General features: G+C 63.5%; 21 protein-coding genes. 10 read left to right on the forward strand and 11 right to left on the reverse strand.

Annotated features, from left to right (window positions below; translation table 11 throughout):
- Nucleotides 1-151: 151 nt before the first annotated feature.
- Complete coding sequence (locus AWB79_RS08870; protein ID WP_082862303.1) at nt 152-883, reverse strand: YfdX family protein; 732 nt, start codon at nt 881-883, stop codon at nt 152-154.
- Between the two features lie 516 nt (nt 884-1,399).
- Here AWB79_RS08870 and AWB79_RS08875 point away from each other — a divergent pair.
- The 4 genes from AWB79_RS08875 (at nt 1,400) to AWB79_RS08890 (ending at nt 5,158) form a co-directional block, all read left to right on the forward strand.
- Nucleotides 1,400-2,692, forward strand: a complete 1,293-nt coding sequence (locus AWB79_RS08875) for a class I SAM-dependent methyltransferase (protein ID WP_061167049.1) — start codon at nt 1,400-1,402, stop codon at nt 2,690-2,692.
- 648 nt (nt 2,693-3,340) lie between these two features.
- Nucleotides 3,341-3,601, forward strand: coding sequence for a hypothetical protein (locus AWB79_RS08880; protein WP_061167050.1), 261 nt, complete (start codon nt 3,341-3,343; stop codon nt 3,599-3,601).
- Nucleotides 3,602-3,778: 177 nt separating this feature from the next.
- Entirely contained in the window at nt 3,779-4,387 is a 609-nt protein-coding gene (locus AWB79_RS08885) for a hypothetical protein (protein WP_061167051.1), read from the forward strand.
- A 330-nt stretch (nt 4,388-4,717) separates the two neighbouring features.
- On the forward strand, nt 4,718-5,158 hold the full coding sequence (locus AWB79_RS08890) for a potassium channel family protein (protein WP_061167052.1): 441 nt from the start codon (nt 4,718-4,720) through the stop codon (nt 5,156-5,158).
- 252 nt (nt 5,159-5,410) lie between these two features.
- On the opposite strand, the gene AWB79_RS08895 is transcribed toward AWB79_RS08890, so the two are convergent.
- Entirely contained in the window at nt 5,411-7,276 is a 1,866-nt protein-coding gene (locus AWB79_RS08895) for an alkyl/aryl-sulfatase (RefSeq protein WP_061167053.1), read from the reverse strand.
- A 286-nt stretch (nt 7,277-7,562) separates the two neighbouring features.
- Here AWB79_RS08895 and AWB79_RS08900 point away from each other — a divergent pair, with 286 nt between their 5' ends.
- Complete coding sequence (locus AWB79_RS08900) at nt 7,563-8,678, forward strand: porin (RefSeq protein WP_061167054.1); 1,116 nt, start codon at nt 7,563-7,565, stop codon at nt 8,676-8,678.
- A gap of 25 nt (nt 8,679-8,703) precedes the next feature.
- Nucleotides 8,704-9,051 carry a BON domain-containing protein gene (locus AWB79_RS08905; protein WP_061167055.1) on the forward strand — a complete coding sequence of 116 codons (348 nt, stop codon included), beginning with the start codon at nt 8,704-8,706 and terminating at the stop codon, nt 9,049-9,051.
- Nucleotides 9,052-9,129: 78 nt separating this feature from the next.
- Here AWB79_RS08905 and AWB79_RS08910 read toward each other — a convergent pair whose 3' ends face one another.
- The 8 genes from AWB79_RS08910 to AWB79_RS08945 all read right to left on the reverse strand — a co-directional run bounded on the left by AWB79_RS08910 (nt 9,130) and on the right by AWB79_RS08945 (nt 17,319).
- Entirely contained in the window at nt 9,130-10,365 is a 1,236-nt protein-coding gene (locus AWB79_RS08910; RefSeq protein ID WP_061167056.1) for an acyl-CoA dehydrogenase family protein, read from the reverse strand.
- Between the two features lie 31 nt (nt 10,366-10,396).
- The gene (locus tag AWB79_RS08915; protein ID WP_061167338.1) at nt 10,397-11,818 is read right to left on the reverse strand and encodes an aldehyde dehydrogenase family protein; all 1,422 of its coding nucleotides are present in this window, start codon (nt 11,816-11,818) and stop codon (nt 10,397-10,399) included.
- 21 nt (nt 11,819-11,839) lie between these two features.
- Nucleotides 11,840-13,102, reverse strand: a complete 1,263-nt coding sequence (locus AWB79_RS08920; RefSeq protein WP_232470854.1) for an MFS transporter — start codon at nt 13,100-13,102, stop codon at nt 11,840-11,842.
- 131 nt (nt 13,103-13,233) lie between these two features.
- Nucleotides 13,234-14,058, reverse strand: coding sequence for an SDR family NAD(P)-dependent oxidoreductase (locus AWB79_RS08925; RefSeq protein WP_061167058.1), 825 nt, complete (start codon nt 14,056-14,058; stop codon nt 13,234-13,236).
- Between the two features lie 22 nt (nt 14,059-14,080).
- Nucleotides 14,081-14,488, reverse strand: a complete 408-nt coding sequence (locus AWB79_RS08930; protein ID WP_061167059.1) for a MaoC family dehydratase — start codon at nt 14,486-14,488, stop codon at nt 14,081-14,083.
- Nucleotides 14,489-14,510: 22 nt separating this feature from the next.
- Nucleotides 14,511-14,951, reverse strand: coding sequence for a MaoC family dehydratase N-terminal domain-containing protein (locus AWB79_RS08935; protein ID WP_061167060.1), 441 nt, complete (start codon nt 14,949-14,951; stop codon nt 14,511-14,513).
- Nucleotides 14,952-14,961: 10 nt separating this feature from the next.
- Nucleotides 14,962-16,149, reverse strand: a complete 1,188-nt coding sequence (locus tag AWB79_RS08940) for a lipid-transfer protein (protein WP_061167061.1) — start codon at nt 16,147-16,149, stop codon at nt 14,962-14,964.
- Between the two features lie 30 nt (nt 16,150-16,179).
- The gene (locus AWB79_RS08945) at nt 16,180-17,319 is read right to left on the reverse strand and encodes an acyl-CoA dehydrogenase family protein (RefSeq protein WP_061167062.1); all 1,140 of its coding nucleotides are present in this window, start codon (nt 17,317-17,319) and stop codon (nt 16,180-16,182) included.
- 192 nt (nt 17,320-17,511) lie between these two features.
- On the opposite strand from AWB79_RS08945, the gene AWB79_RS08950 reads away from it, so the two are divergent.
- The 4 genes from AWB79_RS08950 to AWB79_RS08965 all read left to right on the forward strand — a co-directional run bounded on the left by AWB79_RS08950 (nt 17,512) and on the right by AWB79_RS08965 (nt 22,791).
- Nucleotides 17,512-18,705, forward strand: a complete 1,194-nt coding sequence (locus AWB79_RS08950) for an acyl-CoA dehydrogenase family protein (RefSeq protein ID WP_061167339.1) — start codon at nt 17,512-17,514, stop codon at nt 18,703-18,705.
- 19 nt (nt 18,706-18,724) lie between these two features.
- Entirely contained in the window at nt 18,725-19,846 is a 1,122-nt protein-coding gene (locus tag AWB79_RS08955) for an acyl-CoA dehydrogenase family protein (RefSeq protein WP_061167063.1), read from the forward strand.
- A 67-nt stretch (nt 19,847-19,913) separates the two neighbouring features.
- On the forward strand, nt 19,914-21,467 hold the full coding sequence (locus tag AWB79_RS08960) for an acyl-CoA synthetase (RefSeq protein WP_061167064.1): 1,554 nt from the start codon (nt 19,914-19,916) through the stop codon (nt 21,465-21,467).
- A 499-nt stretch (nt 21,468-21,966) separates the two neighbouring features.
- Nucleotides 21,967-22,791, forward strand: a complete 825-nt coding sequence (locus tag AWB79_RS08965) for a DUF6566 family protein (protein ID WP_061167065.1) — start codon at nt 21,967-21,969, stop codon at nt 22,789-22,791.
- A gap of 53 nt (nt 22,792-22,844) precedes the next feature.
- Here AWB79_RS08965 and AWB79_RS08970 read toward each other — a convergent pair whose 3' ends face one another.
- Nucleotides 22,845-24,365, reverse strand: coding sequence for a mannose-1-phosphate guanylyltransferase/mannose-6-phosphate isomerase (locus tag AWB79_RS08970; RefSeq protein ID WP_061167340.1), 1,521 nt, complete (start codon nt 24,363-24,365; stop codon nt 22,845-22,847).
- Nucleotides 24,366-24,636 lie beyond the last annotated feature (271 nt).

Here is a 24,636-nt window from a genome sequence, read left to right on the forward strand (position 1 = left end):
AAGGATGTCCCGCTCCGCTCGCGGCGAGCGTGCGGCAGCCAGACCAAGGCTGCTATGTTCGCTGAACAGGCGCGCGGCAACTCGTCGACCGGATCCCGGCCCGCAACTCGACAGCGGGCGCAGTCCGGAGCTACCGCACATTCTGGAGCCTTTACCGCGTGCTCGAGGATGAAGCGGGATGGTCCGCGGTTTTCGCGGCCAGTTGCGCGGTCGAGGCCGGCTGCGGAACGGCGTCGAGATCGACCCAGTCATACCGTACGCTCGCGAGCGCCTCGTGCAGAGCGTCGTTGGCTTCATAGTACTTGTGCCTGGAGATCAGCCTCGCGGCATCGTCGACGTCGGCCATCACCAGTTTGAGCGGTACGAGTTCCATCGTGTACGCGACGTTGATGTTCGCGACTTTCAACGCGTTAAGCGCCTGGTCCCGCTGCCCTTGCTTGATGTGCTCATTTGCTGACGCCACGGCTCTTGATTTCCCGGAAGGCTGAGCGAGCTTGTCCGTAATAGTGACGTCCGCACCCACCGGAAGCCACACCATGGTCCGCGAAACGCGAGCGACGTCCGGTTCATTGCGCGGCACGCTGGACGCCGAAGGCGGAAGTTTCAGATCCTTTTCAGCGGCCGTAAACGCAGTATTGTCCGCCTGCGCTTGCAGCAGCGATTTCTGGGCGGCTTTCACAAGCGTGGCGGCCTTCGCCCCCTGACCGTTGAAGATCGCGAGGCGCGCGAGTTCGATCTGCTGGAACGCCTCGTTTCCCTTCCCCGAGACCTTGCCCATGTCTGCCCCGACGTTCCGCGGAGACTCAGCTGCCTGCACGGTCGTGCCGCAAACAGCGGCGGTAAATAATGCGCAGGTGACAGCGAAAACCTGATGCCTTTTCATGGCTTTTCCCTCCTTGCAGGTATGCGGCCCAACGCTTGACTGCCGCCGCGGACGCTCGAGTTTCCCCTGGCTTATCGCATCGGCGCTTTGAACAATGCGTGGGCTTCAAACTGACGCTTAAAAAATAGGCCGCGCCGCTTAAGGAAGGCTTAAAACGCATCGACGGGCGACCGCGGCGCGGCACTGATGAAGGCCGCGTCGAATCCGTGCGGGTAAATGATCAGAGTCGTGTCGGAGCGACGAGCGGAGCTTCAAGTACTCGCTTCATGAAATCGCTGGCGGCATGCTTGCATAGAGCTTACGCCGGCGAGCTCGCACCGCCGCGCTTTCGGCCAGTCGACCCCGATCAGACTTCCGTCCTGGGTATGAACGATGCTTCGAACACAGGGAGAAGTACTCACCCTCCTGATTGAGTTCGTCGCTCTGGACGGGAGCAATAAAAGGTGAGCGAAGTCAGAGAAATCACCTGACCTGAAAGTCAAATCTCCCCAAGATCGCCAGTTGGAGACAACCGCCATGACTCTATCCACCTTTTTACGGCAACCGGCCGAACGGAAGCTGGCCAGCTTACCGCTGCCCTGTTCGGTCTGCTTTCCTGACGGTCATCGCATCGGAGCGGCGCAGCCCCGGTTGTCGTTCGTCCTCCGCGACATGCGTGCGCTCCTGCACCTGACGCAGGGAGCGATTGGGCGGCTGGCGGAAGACTACGTGGAGGGCAGGATCGATATCGTGGGCGATCTGCATGACCTGATGTCGGCCGCACCCGCACTGCTCCACCATGACCCGACCCAGGCAACCCGCGGCCGACTAATGAGTTCGATCACTCACAGCCGTCATGCCATATGGGAGCGCACTCACCATAGCCAGGCTCGAGATGCCGCTCAGATCCAGCACCACTACGACATTTCCGACGAGTTCTATGCTCTCTGGCTCGATCCATTGCGCGTCTATTCCTGCGGGTATTTTTCTGCGCCTTCCATGTCGCTTGCTGAGGCGCAACAAGCCAAGCTCGATCACATCTGCAGGAAACTGATGTTGCGCTCCGGTGAGCGCTTTCTGGACGTGGGCGCCGGTTGGGGTGCGCTGCTGTTCTGGGCTGCAGAGAACTATGGTGTGTCAGCGACGGGCATCACCCTGTCGAGGAATCAGCATGCCTACGTCAACCGGCTCATCGAGCAGAAGGGCCTGCAGGGGCGGGTCAAGATGCTCCTGCAGGACTATCGCGATGTCGACGAGTCCATGCCCTTCGACAAAATTGCATCAGTCGGCATGTGTGAGCACGTAGGCCGCCCAAACCTGCCTGTGTATTTCGCAAAAATGCGCGACCTGCTCAAACCGGGTGGCCTCATGATGAATCACAGCATTACCGCTGGCGGCGTCAATAACGCCCAGCTCGATGGCGGAATGGGAGACTTCATAGAAAAGTATATTTTCCCCGGTGGCCAGCTGGTGCACGTTAGCGTGATGATGGATGCCATGGCCCGCGGGAATCTCGAACCTGTGGATGCCGAATGTCTGCGACCGCACTATGTGCGTACGCTATGGCTTTGGGTCGATGCGCTTGAGGCACATCTTGAAGAGGCCCGTAGAACGCTCGGCAAAGATGCAGAAAGGATCATCCGAGCGTACCGCCTCTACTTGGCTGGTTCGGCGATGGGATTTGAACGGGGGTGGACATCGCTGTTTCAGATTCTGGTTTCACGCGCCGACGACAGCCTTGAACCGCCGGCTCAGTTGTCCTTCGGAGCCGACACCACTCAAGATCGGTATCCGTTCAATCGTGCATACATGTATGCACGGAATCAATAGCCGCACCTGCTCGGGCGCTCCACTGAAAATCAGATAGCTACGCGATGACACGTGCATCGAGCTGGTACCTCTTTCCTGCTCGACCAGCTCTGCACGTTGCTGAGTGGCCCCATCCACTGGTTGATTGCCTGGCTGCCGTGTTCGACGCGACAGCTCAGTTCATGCGAGGCCCGTGCAAACTTGCGCGTCACAAGACCTCTGACAACGTGCAAATGAAGCTGGATTTTTAGACTTCACGAGTTCTTCCTATTCCGAAAACGGGACTGCGAACAGACAGTCATCCGCGGAAAGCGCGTGACTCCTCTTGGCCGGGTTAAGGCGGTGCCACCGGCAATTTGCTCGCCGGAAACCGGCCATTGAGCCGTGGCGGACGAGACCCTGGCCATTCGAACTGGATGGCGACCTCAACCAATCGGCCATGAACCGTCATCCGCTTATTCAATTGCCCGGACATTCAAACGGCGACTCCGCAATGAGTAAGCGGCTGTTCAATCCGCGAGCCTGCGACATCGCGATTAGTGGTTCGACCGTACACGGGAAACGGGTTAACCCACCCTCCTCTGCCGAGGGGGGCGGACGGCGATGTATCTGGGTATGCTACGAAGCGCTTTTAACGGGCGCGATTTTGCAAACAAGACGAGGAACCAAATGAAGAAAGTGATCCTATGTGCGGCAGTTTTCCTGCCGCTGGCCGCGCACGCCCAGTGGTACGGCTCGCAACAACACTACGGCAATACGGCTTACGGTAATTATTCGGGTCCGAATGGCCAGTCGATGAACTCCACGTCGCAGAACTTCGGCAACACAACCTACACTAATCAGACCTACTACGACGGCCAAGGCCACAGTTCGATGCGCAACTGCACGACCCAACAGTACGCCAATCAAACGTACACAAACTGCAATTAATAGCGCCGGTCGTCTCGGATTTCGCGCCCTTAAGCGGCGCCTTTTTTATGCATGTTGATGGACGACCCTGAATATCGCCTGAATATCGCCGGCTGGACATCAAGTAGTCGGCACCAACCGCCGTCCTCGAAGATTAGCGGAAGGGAGTACATCGGCTCAACTATGGGGCGTTGTTAGATGCTGCATTTTGACCCTGATCACATCACCAGCCTCGATGCCAGTGCAATCGTCCGCTATCATGCGAGGCCGTTCCTGAAACCTGAATACCGTTTGCAGACTCAGCTTGGGCCGCAGCCCTATGAGGGCGACGTTGCGACGGCACGGGTTCTCGTGTTGATGAACAACCCCGGTTTCGGCGGTACTAGCACCTCGGATGATCACCGTTTTCAGCGCGACGGCTGGCCCTATGCGTCACTGCATCCCGAGGCTCCCGCCGGCATGCGCGACTACAGCGTCCCGCGTTTCCGTGACTTGATCGCCGAGTTTGGTGCACAACACGTGTCGCGGCGCCTGGCGATGCTTCAGATTCATCCGTGGGCAAGCGCCGCGTTGGATGATCCGAAGCAACTCGCTTTGCCATCGATGGCCCTCGCGGTCGAACAGGCGAAGAACGCCATTGCTCGTGGTGCACTGGTTCTGATCGGTCGCGGCGCGTGGTACTGGCTTCCCGCACTCAGATTGAACAGGGGCGCACTCTTCGAGCACAGGGTTCCACGGAATCCATACTGGAACCACCAATCCGTGCCAGCTGAAATTTTCGAAGCAATGCGTAGCGCGCTGGAGTAGTCCGCACGGGAGTGTTGAAACGATCCCGGCTTCCCAAAGATGCAGCGTCTGATTCAAAGCGACCTCGTGCCACGGAAGGGTGCTCGTGCATAACGCTCCCGATAGCTGCGCCCACCCTTCGGCCGGGGGACAGCAATTTACTCAAGTGAAATGCACTCCCTCGTTTTAGTTGGGCCAAACTGTTCGGCAATTTGGAGCGGAGCAAGGCTGGGCGCGGTTGACGCAATGTGTCCTATGATTGGCCGAGGTTGCAAGTTGTGAACTTGCGATCTCCTGGTCTCGACTGCGGCTTTCTTTGCCTGCTCGCTACCCCTGAAGACGGAGTCAATCATGCTACACAATGTACTGGCGGCCGCTCCGGCCATGGTCCTGTGCCTGCTGCTGCAAGGCGTGGTGGTAGCCGTCTGCCTGCGTCGGTACGCGCGCTTCCGGCGTAGCGTCAAGAATCAGGACTTGCTATGGGTGGACGCCCTGCTATTGATAACCGTGATGCTGCTGACCTTGCTCTGCAATTTCGCCCAAATGGCCATCTGGGCTGCGCTATTCATGTTCTTAGGCGAGTTCTCCGATTTCGCCACTGCTCTGTATCACTCCGCGGTCAACTTCATCACGCTGGGCTACGGCGACATTGTCATGTCCAAGCAGTGGCGCATGCTTGGCCCGATCGAAGCTGCCAACGGCATCCTTATGTTCGGAGTCTCAACCTCGGTGATGACCGCTGCGGTCATGGATGTGATTAAGTACCATCATGCCCGGCTGGTGCAGGAGTAGCCGCGAGAGCACCGCACATGGGGCGCTGAAGGAATGTAAATCGGCAGCATCGTGCCAAGGCGGTTACTCGAGTGACCGTTGTATCCTGCGTGGTCGTTGATAGCCCGAGGAGGTGAAGGGCCGAAGTGGGTCGTATGGGCGCACTGATAGCACGCGAGTGCCGCTACCTCTTCAAAGCCCGGCAAGTGCTTTGTCTCCCTCATCGACGGCCCAAAAGAAGCGCGCCCCCAAAGGCGCGCTCCACACCACCTCTCAAGGCTCCACAACATTAAACATAGGATCGAACTCATCGAGCATGCCTAGCAACCGCACGACACAACCCCCATCCCCTTCGACCTTGATCTCGCCCTTCCCAACAAGCCGCACGAACACATCCGCGATATCCCCATCGCCCGTCTGCAGCGCCGTGAGCCCAGCACGCGTAAGCACTACCTTCGCCGTCGCCACGCCGCGCACCGCCCCCGGAAGATAAGTCATCGTCGCGTTCTCCAGCCGCATCGCGACGCATTCCCCGGTGTCCGGGTTCGACCACTCGATATCCATGCATTCGCCCTGCGCCTTCGCCCCATCGAGCCGCACCGCGAAGTAATCGAGCAGCAGCTCCAATGGCAACACCGAAACCAGATCGCGGCTCACATGCCGACGCCGCAGCTTCGGCGCCCCCTTGCGCAACTCCTGCGCGCCGAGCAGATATGCATTGCGCCAGGTCGACGATTCCGCCGAAAAACCAAGCTGTTCGAGCGCATCTGCGCACAGGGCGCGAGCCTCCTGATTCGACGGATCGGCGAACACCAGATGATTCGTCACTTCCGCGACCCAGCGATATTCCCCTCGCGCGTAATCCTCACGCGCCTTCTCCAGAACCGCCTTTGCGCCACCCATGTACTCGACGTAACGCGGCCCGGCAGCCTCGGGCGGCAGCGCGTGAAGATGCGCGGGATTGCCGTCGTACCAGCCGAGATAACGCTGCACGATCGCCTTCACATTGTGCGAGATTGCGCCATAAAACCCGCGGTTTGCCCATGTCGAAGCAAGCGAATCCGGCAGCTTCATGACCTCGGCGACTTCGATCGCAGTCAGTCCGTGATTCATGAGCCGCACGGTCTGATCGTGCAGATGCTTGTACAGATCGCGCTGCTGACGCAAATACGTGCGGATGCGCTCGTTGCCCCACGTCGGCCAGTTATGCTGCGCGAACACGACATCCGCCGTGGGCGCGTAACGGTCGAGCGCTTCGTCGAGATAACGCGACCACAGCCGCGCATCGCGCACTTGGGCGCCGCGCAGCGGACACAGATTGTGCATGGTCTGCACGCCGATCTCCGCCGTGTTCAGCGCGCGCAGCTCGGGAAAATGCATGAACATCTCCGAGGGCGCCTCGCTCTCGAGCGCAAGATGGAAGATGATCTTCACGCCGTCGATGACATGCGTTTCAACCTCTTCCTCGATGCTCATGTTAGGCGGGATCAGCGTGACCGTACCCATCGGCCCGCCCTTGCCGATCCCGCAATCGACCTGTCCGCACGCGTGCTTCGGCAGACTCATGCCCGCCTGGAACATGCCGCGCCGAAGCATGGCATTGCCCGCGATCACGTTCTCCGAGACCGTGTGCCACATGAAGCCGCGCGGCGCGATGATCGGCACCTTACGCGCGTGCGCATCGGTTTCGTCGAGTGCGCCGCGCGCGCCGCCGTAGTGATCGGCATGACTGTGCGTGTAGATCATCGCCGTCACCGGGCGATCGCCGCGATGCTTGCGATATAGCTCGAGCGCCGCTTGCGCGGTCTCGGCGACGGTCAGCGGATCGATCACGATCACGCCCGTATCGCCCTCGATGAAGCTCACATTCGCGATGTCGAAACCCCGCACCTGATAGATGCGCTCCGTCACCTTGAAGAGCCCGTGTTCCATGTTGAGGCGCGCCTGCCGCCAGAGATTCGGATGGACCGTCGGCGCGGGCGCCGGATCGTCGAGAAAGGCGTAATCGCGCAGACTCCATACGGTCCTGCCCCGGCTGTCGAGAATCTCGGCATCGGGAATCGTGCCGATGAAGCCACGCCGCGCATTCTGAAAGTCGATGTCGTCCGTCTCGGACTGGACGTTGTCACGCGTATTCATTGTTAGCCCTCTTGGAAAGGTGGTTGCTGCAAAGGCGTGGATGAAACGCGACGCCCATGAGCCTATGCGAAAGGTATGCGCATGCACGAAACCGGAGCCCACCGCCGATGGGGGGCGCGCATCGAACGCCCGAGGGTTATCCCGCCCCCACTATTCGGGTAGGCGGCGCAGGCGAAATCTTCCCCACACTCGATACGTCACCGGAGCGCCGATAACAACCATACGGCTGTGCGGTGACCATTCGTCCGCATTCGCCGGGTGCGGAAGCACAGTGGAGGAGACATTCATGCGTTTAGTCAGGCGAAGTATCTGCGGGGCTGCGATGTTGTGCGCCGCGCAGGCGGCATCGGCACAATCGAGCGTGACCTTGTACGGCGTGCTCGACGTATTCGGGTTCTGGAACAACAACGGCGGCACCAGCACGGTGGCCATGCGCAGCGGCGGCAACGTCGGTTCGCTGTTCGGCCTCAAGGGCAGCGAGGATCTCGGCGACGGGCTGAAAGCCGATTTCACCATCGAGAACGGCTTCAACATCAACAACGGCACATTTCTCGCCGATTCCACTGCCATGTTCTACCGGCAATCGTGGGTCGGGCTGTCGAAGGAGAAGTATGGTTCGCTGAGGTTCGGCCGTCAGTACACGCCGAGCTTCTTCGCCATCTACTATTCGGAGCCGTTCCGGCTCGACGAAGCGCTCGGGCTTGGCCCGTCGGCGGTTCTCGCGCGCGGCGCCAGCACGAACGCGGTGCAATACCTCAACGGCCGACAGAGCAATGCGATCCAGTACATGTCGCCGACCATCGCCGGCTTCAAGCTGTCGGCGCTCTATGGTCTCTCCGCGACCGTCACGCAGCCCACGCCGACCACCAACGGCAACGTGTTGGACGTCGCGCTCCAGTACAACGGCTTCGGGTTCTACGGCGCGCTGGCTTACCAGAACCAGCGTCCGGGACAAATGACCGTGCCGTCGCTGGCGGCGCCGCTCAATCTGGTCGCCAGCGAGCGTTTCACCGGTGCGCTGGCTTATCGCATCGGCATCGTGAATCTGCAGGCGTTTTACATCTACACGAAGCCGGACGACGCCCAGCCGGGCTCGGTCGCCGCGCGTCTCAACGCGGTCCACTCCTACAGCATCGCGCAGATAGGCGCGACGATCCAGGCCACGCCGTACGACACTTTCGAAATCGCCGGCTTGCAGCGCAACGTGCGGGGCGCGAACGACTTCACGTTCGGATATCAGGTGGGCTGGGATCACGCGCTGTCGAAGCGCACGTCGGTCTACGCGCGCGCGGGCTACATGAAGAACCACGGCACGGCGACGATGAGCTGGACGGGCATCGCGGTTTCGAACCTGGAAACGTCGCAGTCGATGGCCGCGGTCGGCATGATGCATCGCTTCTGATTCTGTCAGACAAGGAACAACCAACATGAAATACCTGAAACTCGACCGGATGGCGTTCGCCGCGCTGGTCGCCGTGGCCTCGCTCGGCGCGCACGCGCAATCGTCGGCGCGCGCCGTGAGCAGCGACGCTCCCGCCATGAGCGCGAAGGATGCGAAAGCCGCCGACCGCAAGCTGCGCAAAGACGTCGTTCGCGTGCTGGCGCGCACCAAGGGGCTCGTCGCGGCGGGCATCACCGTGCGCGCGAAGGACGGCGCCGTGATTCTCGAAGGCGGTGTGCCGGAGGCTTCGCAGATGACGCTCGCGGCCAGGGCGGCGGAAGGCGTGCCGGGCGTGAAGTCGGTGAAGAACATGCTGACGATGTCGCAGTTCTGAACAACTCGCTCAGTTGAAACGAAGACGGGAGGCCATGGCCTCCCGTTTTGTTTTGTCGATCTCCGCGAACGACCCGAATCAAGCGAACGTGACGTCCCCGTCGAGCAGCTTGCGCGCGATGGTGCGTCGCTGAATCTCCGAGGTCCCGTCGGGAATGCGCACGGTGCGCGCGTAGCGATAGCCCTTTTCCAGACGCAGTTCGTTGGTCAGGCCCATCGCGCCGTGAACCTGGATGGCGCGATCGAACACGCGGCCGACCATCTCGGTCGCCGACGCCTTCACGATCGACACTTCCTTCATCGCGGGCAGACCCTGGTCGATGAGCCACGCGCAGTGGCGCAGCATCGACTTGCTGGCGTAGATGTCCATCGCGCAGTCGGCGAGCATGAACTGCACCGCCTGATGATCCGCGATCGGACGCCCGAAGGTCTTGCGGACTTTCGCATAGTCCACCGACTGCGCGAGCGCCCACTGCGCGAGCCCAAGGCAGCTCGCGGCCATGGAGAGACGGCCGGCGTTCACGCCGTCGAGCGCGACGGCAAGGCCGTTATCGACCGGACCCAGACGATGGCTGTCCGGCACGCGCACGTTGTCCAGCGCGACGATGCCCGTCTCCGAACCGTGATGGCCCATCACGGGTATCACGCTCGGCACGGAAAAGCCGGGCGTGCTCGTCGGCAGGAAGAAACCCGTCACACCGCCCCGATGCGCGCGCGCCTTCTCTTCGTCGGTGACCGCGAAGATCATCGCGTAATCCGCGTAGGGCGCGTTGGTGATCCACTGCTTCGTGCCATTGATGACCCAGTGGTCGCCATCGCGCACGGCGCGCGAGCGCATCGCGAAGACGTCCGAACCCGCGTCCGGTTCCGAGAGACCGAAGCAGAGGGTTTTGTCGCCCGAGGCGAGGGCGTCGCGGCAGGTATCGAGCACGGCCGGATCGAGATGGCGCAGCACCGGCGAAAGCCCGTTGGTGAAAGGAGAGGGCAGCACGACCGTATGGACGAGATGACGCGCCGGGCCGCAATGCGCGTTGAGCCGCTCCTGGATATACACGCTCGCCTGTGCGCCGAGGCCGCCGCCGCCGAGCGACTCGTCGGAAAGCGCGGTATAGAAGCCGAGTTCCGCCGAACGCATGCGTACTTGCCGGCGCAGCGCCAGCACTTCGGGACGGTAACGCCCGTCCTCCTGATAGGCGCGATGCTCGCTTTCCAGCAACGCGCGATGTTCGTGTTCGAGCGGCGCCACTTCGCGATCGATGAAGCGGATCAGGGCGTCTCCGAAATCGACCCATTCGCCGGGCACGTCGAAGTTCATTGCAGTCTCCTTTGAATTGAGCGCGCGCTTTTCAGCACATCACGGATTTGATTTCGAGGTATTCGGCGAAGCCTTCGTCGCCGTATTCGCGGCCATTGCCCGAGGTCTTGTAGCCGCCGAAGGGCAGCGACAGATCCGCCGCCGCGCCGTTGATGCGCACCATGCCGGCGCGCAGCCGGTTCGCGACGCGGCGCGCGCGTTCGGCATCGCCGGAATAGACGTAGGCGGCCAGGCCGTAGGGCGTGTCGTTGGCGATTTCCACGGCTTCTTCCTCGCTGTCGTAGGCGATGATCGCGAGGACCGGCCCGAAGATTTCCTCGCGCGCGATGGCCATGTCGTTGTGCACGTCCGCGAAGATCGTCGGCCGGATATGGAAGCCGCGCGACATGCCGGCCGGGCGCGAAGGTCCGCCGGTCACGAGACGCGCGCCTTCTTCGACGCCCACCCGAATCATCCTCAGCACCTTGTCGTACTGCGCGCGATTCGACACCGGACCGATGCGCGTGGCGGGGTCCGCGGGATCGCCCACGGTGAGCTGGTCCGCAACCGCCGCGGCCACGGCGACCGCTTCGTCCAGATGCGCGCGCGGCACCAGCACGCGCGTGGGCGCGACGCACGTCTGCCCCGAGTTGGTCATGCATTGCACGACGGCGCTTTTCATCGCGGCGCGCACGTCGGCGTCGTCGAGGATCAGCAGCGGCGACTTGCCGCCGAGTTCCTGCGTCACGCGCTTGACGGTCGCGGCGGCGTCGCGCGCCACTTCCACGCCCGCGCGCGTGGAGCCGGTGATCGACACCATATCGACATCCGGATGGGCGCTCAGCGCCGAACCCACGATGCGACCGTCGCCGAAGATCATGTTGAACACGCCGGCGGGCGTGCCCGCTTCGTGCATGATCTCGGCGAACAGGACCGCGTCGAGCGGCGCGATCTCCGAGGGCTTCAGCACGACGGTGCAGCCCGCCGCGATCGCCGGAGCGACTTTCGCGGCGATCTGGTTGAGCGGCCAGTTCCACGGCGTGATGAGCGCGGCGACGCCGATCGGCTCGCGCCGCACGCAATGCTGGCCATGCTTGCGCTCGAAGACGAAGTCGCGCAGCGTGCGCAGCGCGTTTTCGAGCTGCGTCAGTCCGACGGGCGCGTGCATTCCCTTGCAAAGCGAAATGGGCGCGCCGATCTCGAGCCTCACGGCCTGCGCGATATCGTCCATGCGCGCGCGATATCGCTCGATGATGCGTTCGAGCAACGCGATGCGCTCCTCGCGCGTGGTTTGCGACCAGGCGGGGAACGCGGCGCGGGCTGCGGCGACGGCGTGGTCGACGTCCGCGGCGGCGCCCATCGCGAGCGTGCCGGTGAGCGTTTCATCGGCGGGATTGACGATCTCGTGGAACGTGGCGCCGTGGGCAGGCGCGACCCATTTTCCGTCGATGTAGAAGCGGTTGAGCGTTTTCATGTGCATTCCTTCTTGCGTGTGTTAGAGCGCGGTCGTGCGCGCATCGGGCGCAGCCAGGGGCGTGGCGAGCACTTCCCGCGAACGCTCCGGATTCAGCCAGCGCAGCGCGAGCAGCGCGGCGACGACGACCAGCGCCGCGCACGTGGCGAAGCCCTGTTCGCAGGCGGTCGCGAGCGAGCCGCCGCGTTGCACCAGCGCACCCATGAGTGCGGGCGAGAGCGCGCCGCCCAGGCTGCCGATGGCGGTGTACATTGCCAGCGCCGCGCCACGCTGATCGTCCGGCACCACTTCCGCGAGCAGCGCGGGCCCGATCGCGAAGCACACGGTCGGCAGGCCCGCGCCGATCGCGAGCAGCAGCACCTTCTGCAAGTGCGTGAGCTCGACGAACAGCGGTGTGACATAGATCGCGCCGCTCGCGATCAGCGCGGCGGCGAGCAGCTTCACGCGTGCGACGCGGGTCGACACGCCGCGCTCCAGTAAAAATTGCGAAAGCCACGACAGGCCGATGTTGATCGGCGTCGCGGTGATGATGACCAGCGCGAACCAGCGTCCCGCCTGCACGTTCGGATAGCCGAGACCTTTCTCGAGATAGGTGGGCAGCCACGTGAAGAGCTGGCTCAGCGACCAGTACGCCGCGAAGCCGAGCAGGAGCACGCACAGCACCGAGGGATCAGCGAGCGTCTTGCGAAGGGGCTTGCGCTTCGTGGCGAGCTTTGCGGTAGCGCGCGGCCTGGCTTGCGTGTCCAGATTGCCTTCGCGGCCGAGGAACAACCACAGCACGCTCCACACGACCCCAATCGCGCCGAGTAGCACGAAGTTCATGCGCCAGCCGTGGCGCGCGGTGATGAGCGGAATTACGAGACCGGCCATCAGCAAGCCGAGCCCCGCGCCCTGACTCACGATCGCCACCGGCAGATTGCGCTTGCGATCCGGAAACCACTTGTAGAGCGCATGCACGGTCGTCGGCATGAACGGGCCTTCGGCCGCGCCGAGCAGCACGCGGCATAACAGCAGCGCGAGCACGCTCGTCGTCAGGGCTTGCGGAATCTGCAGCACCGCCCAGGCAACGCCCATCGCGAGCAGCAGCCAGCGCGTCTGGACGCGGTTCGACACGAGGCCGACCAGCACCGTCGATATGGAAAACAACCAGAAGAACGAACCCGCGACAAGGCCGAACTGGGCGTGGCTGAGACCCAGGTCTTTCGTCATCGGCACGGCCACGACGCCGATCACGACCTTGTCGAGAAAGTTGATGAGCGCGAGCCCGGTGAGAAGGATGGTCATGGACCACGCGGACCGGGGCCTGAAATCGGACGAAGCTGTCATGGCGACTCTCGCTTGGCTTGGCGCGAAAATGGACCCGCCGCACCGGCAAGCCGATGCGGCGGCGAAGGTTCAGACGGATCGATCGGCGGTCACTGCGGCGCTCCCGCCACGGCCACGATCTGACCCGTGATGTAGTTCGACTCGGGCAGGCAGAACAGATACACCGCGCCCGCGGCTTCCTCGGGCGTGCCGCCCCGGCCCAGCGGGTTGCGCTGCGCATGCGTTTTCAGCAACTCGGGATTGATGCCCACGCGGATGTCGCGTCCTTCGATCTTCACCGTGGCGCCTTCCTTGGCGTCGGCGTCGGTCATGCGCGTGTGGATCAGCCCGAAAGCGACGGCATTGACGTTCACCTTCATGCGGCCCCATTCGCGCGACAGCGCGCGCGTCATGCCGATCACGCCCGCCTTCGCCGACGAGTAGTTCAACTGGCCCGCGTTGCCGTTCAGCGCCGACACGGACGAGACGTTGACGATCTTGCGGAACACTTCGCGACCCTCGGCGTTTTCCGCCTGCCATTGCGCCTTGATATGCGGATACGCCGCGCGCAGGATGCGGAACGGCGCGGTCAGATGGCAGTCGAGAATCGCATACCACTGCTCGTCGGTCATGCGCTGGACCACGTCGTCCCAGGTATAGCCTGCGTTGTTCACGATGATGTCGATGCCGCCGAACGCCTTGACGGCCGTGCCCACAAAGCGCTCCGCGAAGTCCGGCGCGGCGACGCTGCCCACGCACGCGACTGCATCGGCGCCGCTCTTCTTCAGCGCTTCGACCGTTTCATGCGCGGGGTCCGCGTCGAGATCGTTGACGACGATGCGCGCGCCCTCGCTTGCCAGCTTCATCGCAATGGCTTGTCCGATGCCGCGCCCCGAGCCCGTGACGAGCGCGACCTTTCCTTCCAGTTTTCCCATGTCCGTGTTCCTGTGAATGTCTTCAGACTGCGATCACCGCGTCGCCGAGCACCTTGGCTTCGCCATACTGATTGGTTGTGTGAAGCTCCAGCCGCACGCGCTTTTCGCCGTCGTGCTCGAATTTTTCGACGACCTTTCCCGTGCACGTGATTTCATGACCGAGATGCGTGATGCCGGTGAAGCGCACGCCGAATTCGCGCAGCTTGCGCTGGTCGGTCCATTGAGTGAGCAGGCGTCCGAGCCAGGCCATCGACAACATGCCGTGCGCGAAGACATCGGGCATGCGCGCGCGGCGTGCGTAATCGATGTCGATATGAATCGGGTTGTGATCGTTCGATGCGCCCGCGAACAGCGCGAGCGTCGTGCGGTTCACCGGCGCGAGCGTGAGCGCCGGCAGCGTGTCGCCTACCTTGAGCGTGTTGATGTCCATGATGTGTCTCCCGGTCGGCTGGTCAGCCATTGCGATGCACGAGCACGCTGCGCAGATCCGCGACATGCTCGCCACGCGGATTCGTCACGCGCGTTTCGCGCACGACGAAGCTGAGCGAGCCGCCTTTCTTGTCGTAGATGTCGGCGATGCGGCTTTCGAACAGCAGCTTCTCGCCCGCGTACGCCATGCGGTGATAGGTGAACGACTGCTCCCCGTGCAGGATGCGCGAGCCCTGAATGCCCATCGCTTCGCGCCATCCGGCCGACGGATACGTGAGTTCCAGCGAGAACAGAAACGTGGGCGGCAGCGGCAGGCCGGGATGACCGGCATCGCGCGCGGCGGATTCCTCGCTGTACTCGGGCCGCGTTTCGCCGGTCGCCTTCGCGAAGAGGGCGAGCTGGCCCGCTTCGGCGGTCGCGTAGAAAGAGGGCAGGGACTTGCCGATGAATGACTTGTCGAGCATGGCGCGCTCCTCAGGCCGCTTTCTTGAAGGCCGTGACGACGCACGCGCCGCCCAGTCCGAGGTTGTGCTGCAACGCGACCTTCGCGCCCTTGACCTGACGGTCGCCCGCCGTGCCGCGAATCTGATGCACGAGCTCGAAGCACTGCGCGAGGCCGGTCGCGCCGAGCGGATGCCCCTTCGAAAGCAGCCCGCCCGACGGATTCACGACCCAGCGTCCGCCATAGGTGTTGTCGCCGTTCTCGACGAGCCGCTCGGCTTCGCCGCGCCCGCACAGGCCGAGCCCTTCGTAGGTGATGAGTTCGTTCTGCGCGAAGCAATCGTGCAGTTCGATCACGTCGATGTCTTCAGGACCGATGCCCGCCTGCTCGTAGACCGAGCGCGACGCCGATTGCGTCATGCCGAAGCCGACCAGGTCGATCATGTCGGGGTTGTCGAAGAGCGCGGGGCCGTCGGTGGTGAGCGCCTGCCCGGCGATTTCGACATCGGCGCGCAGGCCGTGCTTGCGCGCGAACGCTTCGGAAACGACGATCGCGGCCGCCGCGCCGCAGGTCGGCGGGCAGGCCATCAGGCGCGTGAGCACACCTTCCCAGACGGTGGGCGAGGCGAGCACTTCCTCGGGCGTCACGACCTTGCGGAAGATCGCGAGCGGATTGCGCGCGGCATGCTGGCTCGCCTTCGCGCGAATCTTCGCGAAGGTTTCGAGCTTCGTGCCGTATTTCTTCATGTGGGTCTGGCCCGCGCCCGCGAACATGCGGATCGCGCCGGGCTGATCGGAGTCCGGCACGAGGCGATCGGCGATGTCGATGAATTTCGCCATGGCGCGCGGACGGTCGTCCCAATGACTTTTCAGCGCGCCCGGCTGCATTTCCTCGAAGCCGAAGGCGAGCGCGCAATCGACCATGCCGCTCTTCACCGCCTGATGCGCGAGAAACAGCGCGGACGAGCCCGTCGCGCAGTTGTTGTTCACGTTGACGACGGGAATGCCCGTCATGCCGACGCGATAGAGCGCGGTCTGCCCGCAGGTCGAATCGCCGTAGACGTAGCCCGCGAATGCCTGCTGAATGTGCTCGAACGCGACGCCCGAATCGCCGAGCGCGTCGCGGATCGCAAAAGCGCCCATCTCGTCGTAATGCGCGCTCGCGCCGGGTTTAGCGAACGGAATCATGCCGACGCCCGCGACAAATACCTTACGTGTCATGTCTCTCTCCTGTTGATGGTGGAATGCGTTTCAGAGCGCGCGCGAGATGAGCTCGCGCATGACTTCGCTCGTGCCGCCGTAGATGCGGTTCACGCGCGCATCGACGAACGCGCGCGCGACCGGGTACTCGAGCATGTAGCCGTAGCCGCCGTGCAACTGGACCATCTCGTCGAGCGCGCGGCCGAGGGTTTCCGTGGCGAACAGCTTGGCTACGGCCGACTCTTCGAGCGAGAGCCGCCGGCGCATGTGCTCGCCCAGGTAGTGATCGATCATGAGGCGCACCGCGATGGTCTGCGTCTGGATATCCGCGAGCTTGAAGCGTGTGTTCTGGAAATCCCACACGGTTTGTCCGAAAGCCTTGCGGTCCTTCACGTAGGCGATCGTCTGTTCGAGCGCCGTTTCGAGCCTCGCGGCGGCGGCGAGCGCGATAGAGAAGCGCTCCTGCGGCAGTTCGGCCATCAGATATTTGAAGCCCATGCCTTCTTCGCCGAGCAGGTTCGAAACCGGCACGCGCACGTTGTCGAAGAAGAGCTCGGCGGTGTCCTGCGCGTGCAGCCCGACCTTGTCGAGCTTGCGGCCGCGCCTGAAGCCTTCGCGATCCGCCTCCACGACGATCAGGCTGATGCCCTTCGCACCCGCCGCCGGATCGGTCTTGCACACGACGATGAACAGATCGCCCGAAATGCCGTTGCTGATGAAAGTCTTGCTGCCGTTGATCACGTATTCGTCGCCGTCGCGCACGGCGGTCGTGCGCACGGCCTTGAGGTCGCTGCCGGTGCCGGGCTCGGTCATCGCGATGCCGAGCACGATCTCTCCCGAGCACGCGCCCGGCAGCCACTTGTCCTTCTGCGCGGCGTTGCCGACTCGCGCGATATACGGCGCGATGATGTCCGAGTGCATGTTGAAGGTGACGCCGGACAGGCCGCAGCGCGCCACTTCCTCGGCCATGACCGCGCTGTGGCCGTAGTCGCCGCCGCCGCCGCCGTACTCCGTCGGCAGCGTGACGCACAGCAGACCTTCGCGGCCGGCCTTTCGCCACGTTTCGCGGTCGACCATGCCGGCCTCGTTCCATTGCGCCTGACGCGGCAGGCATTCGCGCTCGAAAAAGCGGCGCACGGTGGTGCGGAACATCTCGTGGTCTTCGCGGTAGACGCTTCGTTGAATCTGCATGTCGGGTTCCTGGTTGGCGCAATCGCTGGTGGCCTTACAGCAACGATGGTCCGGCGTGGCGATGCGCCGCTGCCCACCGCCGATGGGGGGGCGCACCGCCACGGCCTTCGCACGCCCCCCAAAACCGGTGGGCAGCGCTGCATGGCCGCGATTTACGCTCGTTGCCACGATCAGCAGCACAAGGAGACACCGATGGATCTGCGCTTCACCGCGGACGACGAGCGCTTCCGGGAGGAAGTTCGCGCCTTCCTGCGAATTCATCTGCCGGATGACATCCGCGAGAAAGTCGGGCAACAGCGCCGCCTGGGCAAGGACGACTACGTGCGCTGGCACCGCATCCTGCATGCGCAGGGCTGGGGCGCGCCGGCCTGGCCCAAGGAGCACGGCGGCACGGGCTGGAGTCCGTTGCAGCGCGTGATCTTCGAGATCGAGACGATCGGCGCGGGCGCGCCGCGCCTGATCCCGTTCGGCCTTTCGATGATCGGCCCGGTACTCATGAAATACGCGAGCCCCGAGATGCAGGCGCGTTTCCTGCCGCGCATTCCTGGCATGGAAGACTTCTGGTGTCAGGGCTATTCCGAACCGGGAGCGGGCTCCGATCTTTCGTCGCTGAAAACGCGCGCGGTGCGCCGGGGCGACCGCTACATCGTCAACGGGCAAAAAACCTGGACGACCTATGCGCAGTACGCCGACTGGATCTTCTGCCTCGTGCGCACGAATCCGGACGTGAAGCCGCAGGAAGGCATCTCGATGCTGCTCATCGACATGAAGAGTCCGGGCGTGACCGTGCGGCCGATCGTGACGCTCGACGGCGGGCGCGACATCAACGAAACCTGGCTCGAAGAAGTGGAAGTGCCGGTGGCGAATCTCGTCGGCGAGGAGAACCGCGGCTGGACCTATGCGAAATACCTGCTCGGGCACGAGCGCACGGGTATCGCGGGCATCGGGCAGTGTCATCGCGAGATCGCGCGGCTCAAGCGTCTCGCGGGCGCGGCGGCGGACGGGCGCGGCGGCGTGCTGATCGATGACGCGCGCATGCGCGAGAAGATCGCGCGCGTCGAGATGGACCTGATGGCGCTGGAAATGCTGCTGCTGCGCGTGGCTGCGCAGAGCGGCGGCCAGCCGGGACCGGAGGCGTCGATCGTCAAGATTCGCGGCGCCGAGATTCAGCAGGACATCGCGATGCTGCAAATGGAAGTGGCCGGGCCGCACGCGTGGCCGTTCGACACCGACTGGCTCGATGCGGGCACGGCGCCTCCCGATGGCGTGCCGTCCTGGGCCGCGCCCGCGTGCGCGAGTTATCTCGACATGCGCAAGATCTCTATCTACGGCGGCGCCAACGAAGTGCAGCGAGACATCATCGCTCGCATGATGATGCAGTCTTGAATCGCGGGGGCAGACACATATGGATTTCGAACTCAGCGAAGAGCAGCGGATGCTGGCGGACAGCCTGCGCCGTTTCATCGATACGCAATACACCTTCGACGATCGCCGCCGGATCTCGCGAGCAGAGGCGGGCTGCGATCGCGACATCTGGCGCGCGCTCGCCGAGATGGGCGTGCCCGGCCTCACGATTCCGGCCGCGTTCGGCGGCTTCGGCGAAAGCGCGGCGAGCCAGCTCGTCGTGCAGCGTGAGCTGGGGCGCGGGCTGGTGGTCGAGCCGGTCATCGCCGGTGCGGTGATGAGCGCCGCCGTGCTGGCCGCCCATGCCAGCGAAGCGCAGAAGGATGCGTGGCTGCCGGCGCTCGCGGCGGGCGAGCGCATGCTCGCTCTGGCGTATCTGGAGCCGGCTTCGCGTTACCGTCCCGAGACGGCGCAGTGCACGGCTACGCGCCAGCACGAGGGCTACGTGCTCGAAGGCCGCAAGTGCGTCGTCTGGCACGGCCATGCCGCCGATGGCTGGCTCGTGAGCGCGCGCGTGGGCGCGTCGGTCGCGCTCTTTATCGTGCCGCGCGACACGGCCGGCGTCACCATCACGCGATATCCGGCCATGGACGGCCAGCACGGCGCCGACCTTAGGTTCGCTCACGTGAAGCTGCCAGCGGACGCGCTCGTCGGCAGCGCTTCAAACGGGCTGGATGCGCTGGAGCACGGGCTTGCCCACGGCATCGCCGCGCAATGCGCGTATGCGTCCGGGGCGATGGAGCGGCTGATCGAGATCACGCGCGATTACCTCGACACGCGCAAGCAGTTCGGCAAGCCGCTTGCGGCGTTTCAGGTTCTGCAGCATCGGCTGGCGGACATGCTCGTGCAGAAGGAGTGCGCGCTCTCCATGGCTTATGTCGCAGCGAGGGCGCTCGACGAACCCGATCCCGCCGCGCGCCGCCGCATGCTGTCGGGCGCGAAAGTGGTGGTGGCGCGCGCGGCGCGCTTCGTCGGGCAGCAGGCGGTGCAGTTGCACGGCGGAATGGGCTTGACCGATGAGCTGAACGTGGGCGACTACTTCAAGCATCTGACGATGGTGGATGTCCTGCTCGGCGACACGGACTACCATGTGGAGCAGTATTGCGCCGCCATGAGCAATTGAGCCAGTGAAGCGCCGCGCGCGTGTCGCATCGAACGCAAAATAACAGAACGAATATCAGGAGACGACGTTGTATCTCACGAACAGCCTGCACCGCTGCCTGCAGCAAAGCCCGGAGAAGATCGCCACGATCTTCCGTGGCCGGCAGCGTCGTTACGACGAATTCCATGACCGCGTCGCACGTCTCGCCGGCGCACTGAAGGCCGCGGGCATGAAGGAGAACGATCGCGTCGGCGTGCTTGCGCTCAACTCCGACCGCTTCCTCGAAATCGTCATGGCCGTGTGGTGGGGCGGCGGCGTGCTCAATCCGGTGAACATTCGCTGGAGCGTGCCCGAAGTCGTCTATTCGCTCGACGACTGCGACACCGGCATGCTTTTCATCGACGATCAGTTCATGCCGATGGCTGCGGGCATCGCGCAGTCGGCGAAGCGCACGCCTCTTTTCATCCATGCCGGGGAGGGCGTGACGCCCGACGGCATGCTGCCGTATGAAATGCTGATCGAGCAGAACGCGCCGGTCGATGACGCCTGGCGTGGCTACGAGGACCTCGCGATCATCATGTACACGGGCGGCACGACCGGCTTCCCGAAGGGCGTGATGCAGAGCCATCGAAATGTGTGGGCGGGCTGCATGTCGCGTGTGGCGGAAGCGCCGCCGCTCAAGGGTGGAAGAAGTCTGCACGCCGCGCCGCTCTTTCATGCGGCGGCGTTGTCGCGCGCGCTCAACCAGTTCATCGCGGGCGAAACGCACGTAATCGTGCCCGCATTCAATGCGCAGGAAGTGCTTGCGACCATCGAGCGTGAACGCGTGACCGAAGTGGGCCTTGTGCCGACCATGATCCAGGCGCTCATCGATCATCCCGATTTCGGGACGCGTGATTTGTCGAGCGTGAAGCGGCTCGTGTACGGCGCGTCGCCGATCGTCTCGTCGGTGCTGGAGCGCACGATGGAGCGCTTTCCGGGCGTCGACTTCTACCAGTCGTACGGGCTCACCGAAGCGATGGTCGTCACCACGAACCCGCCGGAGAATCATCGCGCCGAGGCGCGCAGGAGCGGGCTGTCGCTGTCCGTCGGGCGCGCCGGACTCGGCACGCTGCTGAAGATCGTCGACGAGCGCGGCGTCGAGGTGCCGCGTGGGGCCGTCGGCGAAATCGTGCTGCGCGGGCCGAGCATCACGCGCGGCTACTGGAACAAGCCCGCGGAAACGGCGCAGGCGATCCGCGACGGCTGGCTCTACACCGGCGACGGCGCGTGGATGGACGCGCAAGGACACGTGTTCATCGTCGACCGCATGAAGGACATGATCGTGAGCGGCGGCGAGAACGTCTACTCTTCGGAAGTTGAGAACGCGATCGGGCGTCATCCCGCCGTCGCGATGTGCGCGGTGATCGGCGTTCCGAGCGACGAATGGGGCGAGACGGTGCACGCGGTCATCGTGACGAAGCCGGACACCCGCGTGACGGAAGAAGAGATACGCGAGCATTGCCGCGCGTTCATCGCCCGCTACAAGTGCCCGAAAAGCGTGGAGTTTCGCGCGCAGTTGCCGCTGTCGGGCGCCGGAAAGATACTCAAACGCGAGTTGCGCGCGCCGTACTGGACCGGCAGGGGCAAGGGCGTGAATTAAGAAGCCGCGCCTGCGCTTTGCTTGTACGAAGCGCAGGCGTGATGTTATCTGACACGTTCACGACACGACTTCCTGGTATAGATATCCCCCGCTGAATTCAGCACTCCCTTACCGGCGCTTCGCCTGAAAAAGCGAAGTCGCCGCGTCCCGCCAGTCGCGCCGTCCCGCCAGCGGCCGGCCTTAGCAAAAAAACTGCTAAGCGTCGCGCTAAATGTCGCTTCTTGTCATATTCGGGCAAACCATAGCAATGGTATGCTTCGTGCACATATCTTCATACACGAACGAGACCAACGCGTCGTGCGCTGATTTGGATCGATTGCTGCACCAATGGCGACGCCGAACCAGCCCGATGCACCATTTTGTTGTTTGAGCAAACGTTTGCGCGTACCTCGAGAGCCTTGGATGGGGTGTACAAGAAGCCTGGCTTTTCAGGCTTGGCGTGCGTTTTTCAGCGCGCCGTCCGATATCCGCAGCGAAGTCGACCGCTTGGAGCAAAGCGATGTTTTTTAGCGAACTCAGCAATGAAGAGTGGGTGATGGTCTCGGTGCTAATTGGCGAAAGCGAGGTGCGGGAGCACCGTCGCGGGCGTCCGCGAGCCCATCCGCGAACCATCGTCAATGCCGTGTTGTGGATTCTCACGACCGGGGAAACCTGGTCCAGATTGCCGAGTCACTATCCGACGGTGCCGACCTGCCGCCGTCGTTTCGTCGAGTGGCAGGCGAACGGCACGCTCATCGAAATCGTGAAGGTGCTCGCGGCCGCCGGGCGTTCTTTCGCCTATGTGCCGCGTCAGCCGGTGGTCGAAGCGGCGCCGCGGCCGCAGGCGCCTGTCTATGATTGCGATCGCCTGCGCGGCGTGTTCTGGCAGAACCCCGAATCGTGGCAGGCGCCGGACGCGCAGCCGTTCAATCGCGCCGCAAGCGCGCCGCGCCGCCTGCCCGATGCGCGCGATGTCGTGCAGGCCAACGCGCCGATGCCGGAGCAGATTCACGCACGCATCGCGCGTCCGGTGCGTCCGTACGAAACGCCAATGCCCTTTGAACCCGCGTGCGCGCCCGTCATCGATGCGCGCGGCTACAGCGTCTATCCGATCGCGCGTCCGGTTTCGGGCGGCACGTTTCGCGGCTGGGCGGAAATCGTGAAGGACGGACTGCGCGTGGAGCGCTCGGGTCTCATTGGTCCGCGCTTCATGTCTGCGGAGGATGCGCGCACATATGCGCTCGAATGGGCGAAACGCTGGATCGCCGCTCAGGCGACGCGTGGCGAAGTGGTAATGGCAGCGCGCGAAGTCATGTCGGATGAGCGCGCGGCCGTGCAGGGCTGAAAGCCTGCTGCGCGAAACATCGCCTCCGTGAGGGCGATGTTTCGCGCGTTACTTCAACTGCGTCCGTAGGTATCTTCGAAACGCACGATGTCGTCCTCGCCGAGATACGTGCCCGATTGCACCTCGATGATCTCGAGCGGCATCTTCCCCGGATTTTCGAGCCTATGCTGCACGCCTATCGGGATGTATGTCGATTCGTTCTCCGCGAGAATGAACGTGTCGGCGCCGCGCGTGACGAGCGCCGTGCCGCGCACGACGATCCAGTGTTCCGCGCGATGATGATGCATCTGCAAGGACAGTCGCGCGCCCGGTTTCACGACGATTCGCTTGACCTGAAAGCGGTCGCCCTGATCGACCGAATCGTAATGTCCCCACGGCCGATGCACCTTGCGATGATCGGCCGCCTCGCTGCCACGCTCCGACTTGATGCGCCCGACGATCGCCTTCACGTCCTGCGCGCGTGATTTATCCGCGACGAGAATCGCGTCCACCGTCTCGACGACGATGAGATTCTCCGTGCCCACGCACGCGATCAGCCGTCCTTCCGAATGCGCATAGGTTGAGGTCGCGCCTTCGAACATCACGCGGCCGCGTGCGACGTTCGACGCATCGTCCTTCGGCATGATGTTCCAGATCGCGTCCCACGAGCCGACATCGGACCAGCCGGCATCCAGCGGCACGACCGCGCCCGCGAACCTGTCCTCGCCGCGCTCGCTTGCGAGATGTTCCATGACCGCGTAGTCGATCGAATCGGAAGGCGACGAGGCAAACGCATCGCGGTCGAGCCGGAAGAACTCGCCGTCGTCCATGCCGCGCTCGAACGCGAGCAGACACGACGCGTGAATGGCGGGCTGGTAGTGCTCGATCGCCGCCATCCACGTCGATGCGCGCACGATGAAAATGCCCGCGTTCCAGCCGTATTCGCCCGAGCCGAGATATTGCTGCGCCAGTTCGAGATGGGGCTTTTCGACGAAACGTTCGAGCCTGAACGCGCCGCTCCCTAACATGGCCGCGCCGGTCTTGATGTAGCCATAACCCGTCTCCGCGTGCGAGGGCACGACGCTCAGCGTGACGATCGCGCCTTCCTCCGCGCATTGCGCGCCCGCGGCGATCGCGCGATGAAACGCGTCCTTGTCCGCGACCACATGATCCGCGGGCATCACCACGAGCACGCTGTCTTCGCCTTCGCGCAGCGCGTGCATGGCGGCGGCGGTCAGCGCGGGCGCGGTGTTGCGCGGCACGGGCTCGAGCACGAGACGCGCGCGCCGGCCATGTTGCCGCAGTTGCTCGGCGGTGGTGAAGCGATGTTCCTCATTGCACACGACGATCGCATCGGCGATGCGCCGTTGTTCTTGCGACGCACCGGACAGACCGTCGAGCCGGTTGACCGTCGCCTGCAATAAAGATTGCTCGCCGACCAGTCCGATCAGTTGCTTGGGAAAGTGCTCGCGCGACATGGGCCACAGTCGCGTGCCCGAGCCGCCCGCGAGTATGACCGGCTGGATGCCGAGGCGCACGCGGCTCGCGGCATCGCTCGTGGATGCGCTCGAAAGCGCGGTGTCTGATGCATTCATGAAGGGCTCCTGGCACAAGAAACGCATAAGCGGACGCGGCAATTTTTAGCACGGAGCAAAAGCGACGATAAAAGAAAAATCGCTAAAAAATTGCGCTCATTTTTTAGCGAAATTTCCCGAGAACCGGCGCTGGAGCCTAAAGAATTATTTCTCGACGCCATGCGCAATCGCGGTGGACATTGCTCGCTCCAGATAAAAAAAGAAAAAAATCGGACCGAGCGCGGAGAGATATTTTCGCGGTTGCAGCGACATATTTATTCCTATTCCATAC

This window comes from Caballeronia hypogeia, from assembly GCF_001544875.2.
GTDB lineage: Bacteria > Pseudomonadota > Gammaproteobacteria > Burkholderiales > Burkholderiaceae > Caballeronia > Caballeronia hypogeia.

Excerpts from the sequence above, each read along its gene's own strand:
- AWB79_RS08910 (WP_061167056.1), bottom strand. The coding sequence starts at position 10,365 with ATGAACTTCGACGTGCCCGGCGAATGGGTCGATTTCGGAGACGCCCTG.
- AWB79_RS08930 (WP_061167059.1), bottom strand. The coding sequence starts at position 14,488 with ATGGACATCAACACGCTCAAGGTAGGCGACACGCTGCCGGCGCTCACG.
- AWB79_RS08870 (WP_082862303.1), bottom strand. The coding sequence starts at position 883 with ATGAAAAGGCATCAGGTTTTCGCTGTCACCTGCGCATTATTTACCGCC.
- AWB79_RS08900 (WP_061167054.1), top strand. The coding sequence starts at position 7,563 with ATGCGTTTAGTCAGGCGAAGTATCTGCGGGGCTGCGATGTTGTGCGCC.
- AWB79_RS08890 (WP_061167052.1), top strand. The coding sequence starts at position 4,718 with ATGCTACACAATGTACTGGCGGCCGCTCCGGCCATGGTCCTGTGCCTG.
- AWB79_RS08955 (WP_061167063.1), top strand. The coding sequence starts at position 18,725 with ATGGATTTCGAACTCAGCGAAGAGCAGCGGATGCTGGCGGACAGCCTG.
- AWB79_RS08935 (WP_061167060.1), bottom strand. The coding sequence starts at position 14,951 with ATGCTCGACAAGTCATTCATCGGCAAGTCCCTGCCCTCTTTCTACGCG.
- AWB79_RS08885 (WP_061167051.1), top strand. The coding sequence starts at position 3,779 with ATGCTGCATTTTGACCCTGATCACATCACCAGCCTCGATGCCAGTGCA.
- AWB79_RS08875 (WP_061167049.1), top strand. The coding sequence starts at position 1,400 with ATGACTCTATCCACCTTTTTACGGCAACCGGCCGAACGGAAGCTGGCC.
- AWB79_RS08925 (WP_061167058.1), bottom strand. The coding sequence starts at position 14,058 with ATGGGAAAACTGGAAGGAAAGGTCGCGCTCGTCACGGGCTCGGGGCGC.
- AWB79_RS08940 (WP_061167061.1), bottom strand. The coding sequence starts at position 16,149 with ATGACACGTAAGGTATTTGTCGCGGGCGTCGGCATGATTCCGTTCGCT.
- AWB79_RS08905 (WP_061167055.1), top strand. The coding sequence starts at position 8,704 with ATGAAATACCTGAAACTCGACCGGATGGCGTTCGCCGCGCTGGTCGCC.
- AWB79_RS08945 (WP_061167062.1), bottom strand. The coding sequence starts at position 17,319 with ATGCAGATTCAACGAAGCGTCTACCGCGAAGACCACGAGATGTTCCGC.
- AWB79_RS08965 (WP_061167065.1), top strand. The coding sequence starts at position 21,967 with ATGTTTTTTAGCGAACTCAGCAATGAAGAGTGGGTGATGGTCTCGGTG.
- AWB79_RS08915 (WP_061167338.1), bottom strand. The coding sequence starts at position 11,818 with ATGAAAACGCTCAACCGCTTCTACATCGACGGAAAATGGGTCGCGCCT.
- AWB79_RS08970 (WP_061167340.1), bottom strand. The coding sequence starts at position 24,365 with ATGAATGCATCAGACACCGCGCTTTCGAGCGCATCCACGAGCGATGCC.
- AWB79_RS08950 (WP_061167339.1), top strand. The coding sequence starts at position 17,512 with ATGGATCTGCGCTTCACCGCGGACGACGAGCGCTTCCGGGAGGAAGTT.
- AWB79_RS08895 (WP_061167053.1), bottom strand. The coding sequence starts at position 7,276 with ATGAATACGCGTGACAACGTCCAGTCCGAGACGGACGACATCGACTTT.
- AWB79_RS08880 (WP_061167050.1), top strand. The coding sequence starts at position 3,341 with ATGAAGAAAGTGATCCTATGTGCGGCAGTTTTCCTGCCGCTGGCCGCG.
- AWB79_RS08920 (WP_232470854.1), bottom strand. The coding sequence starts at position 13,102 with ATGACCATCCTTCTCACCGGGCTCGCGCTCATCAACTTTCTCGACAAG.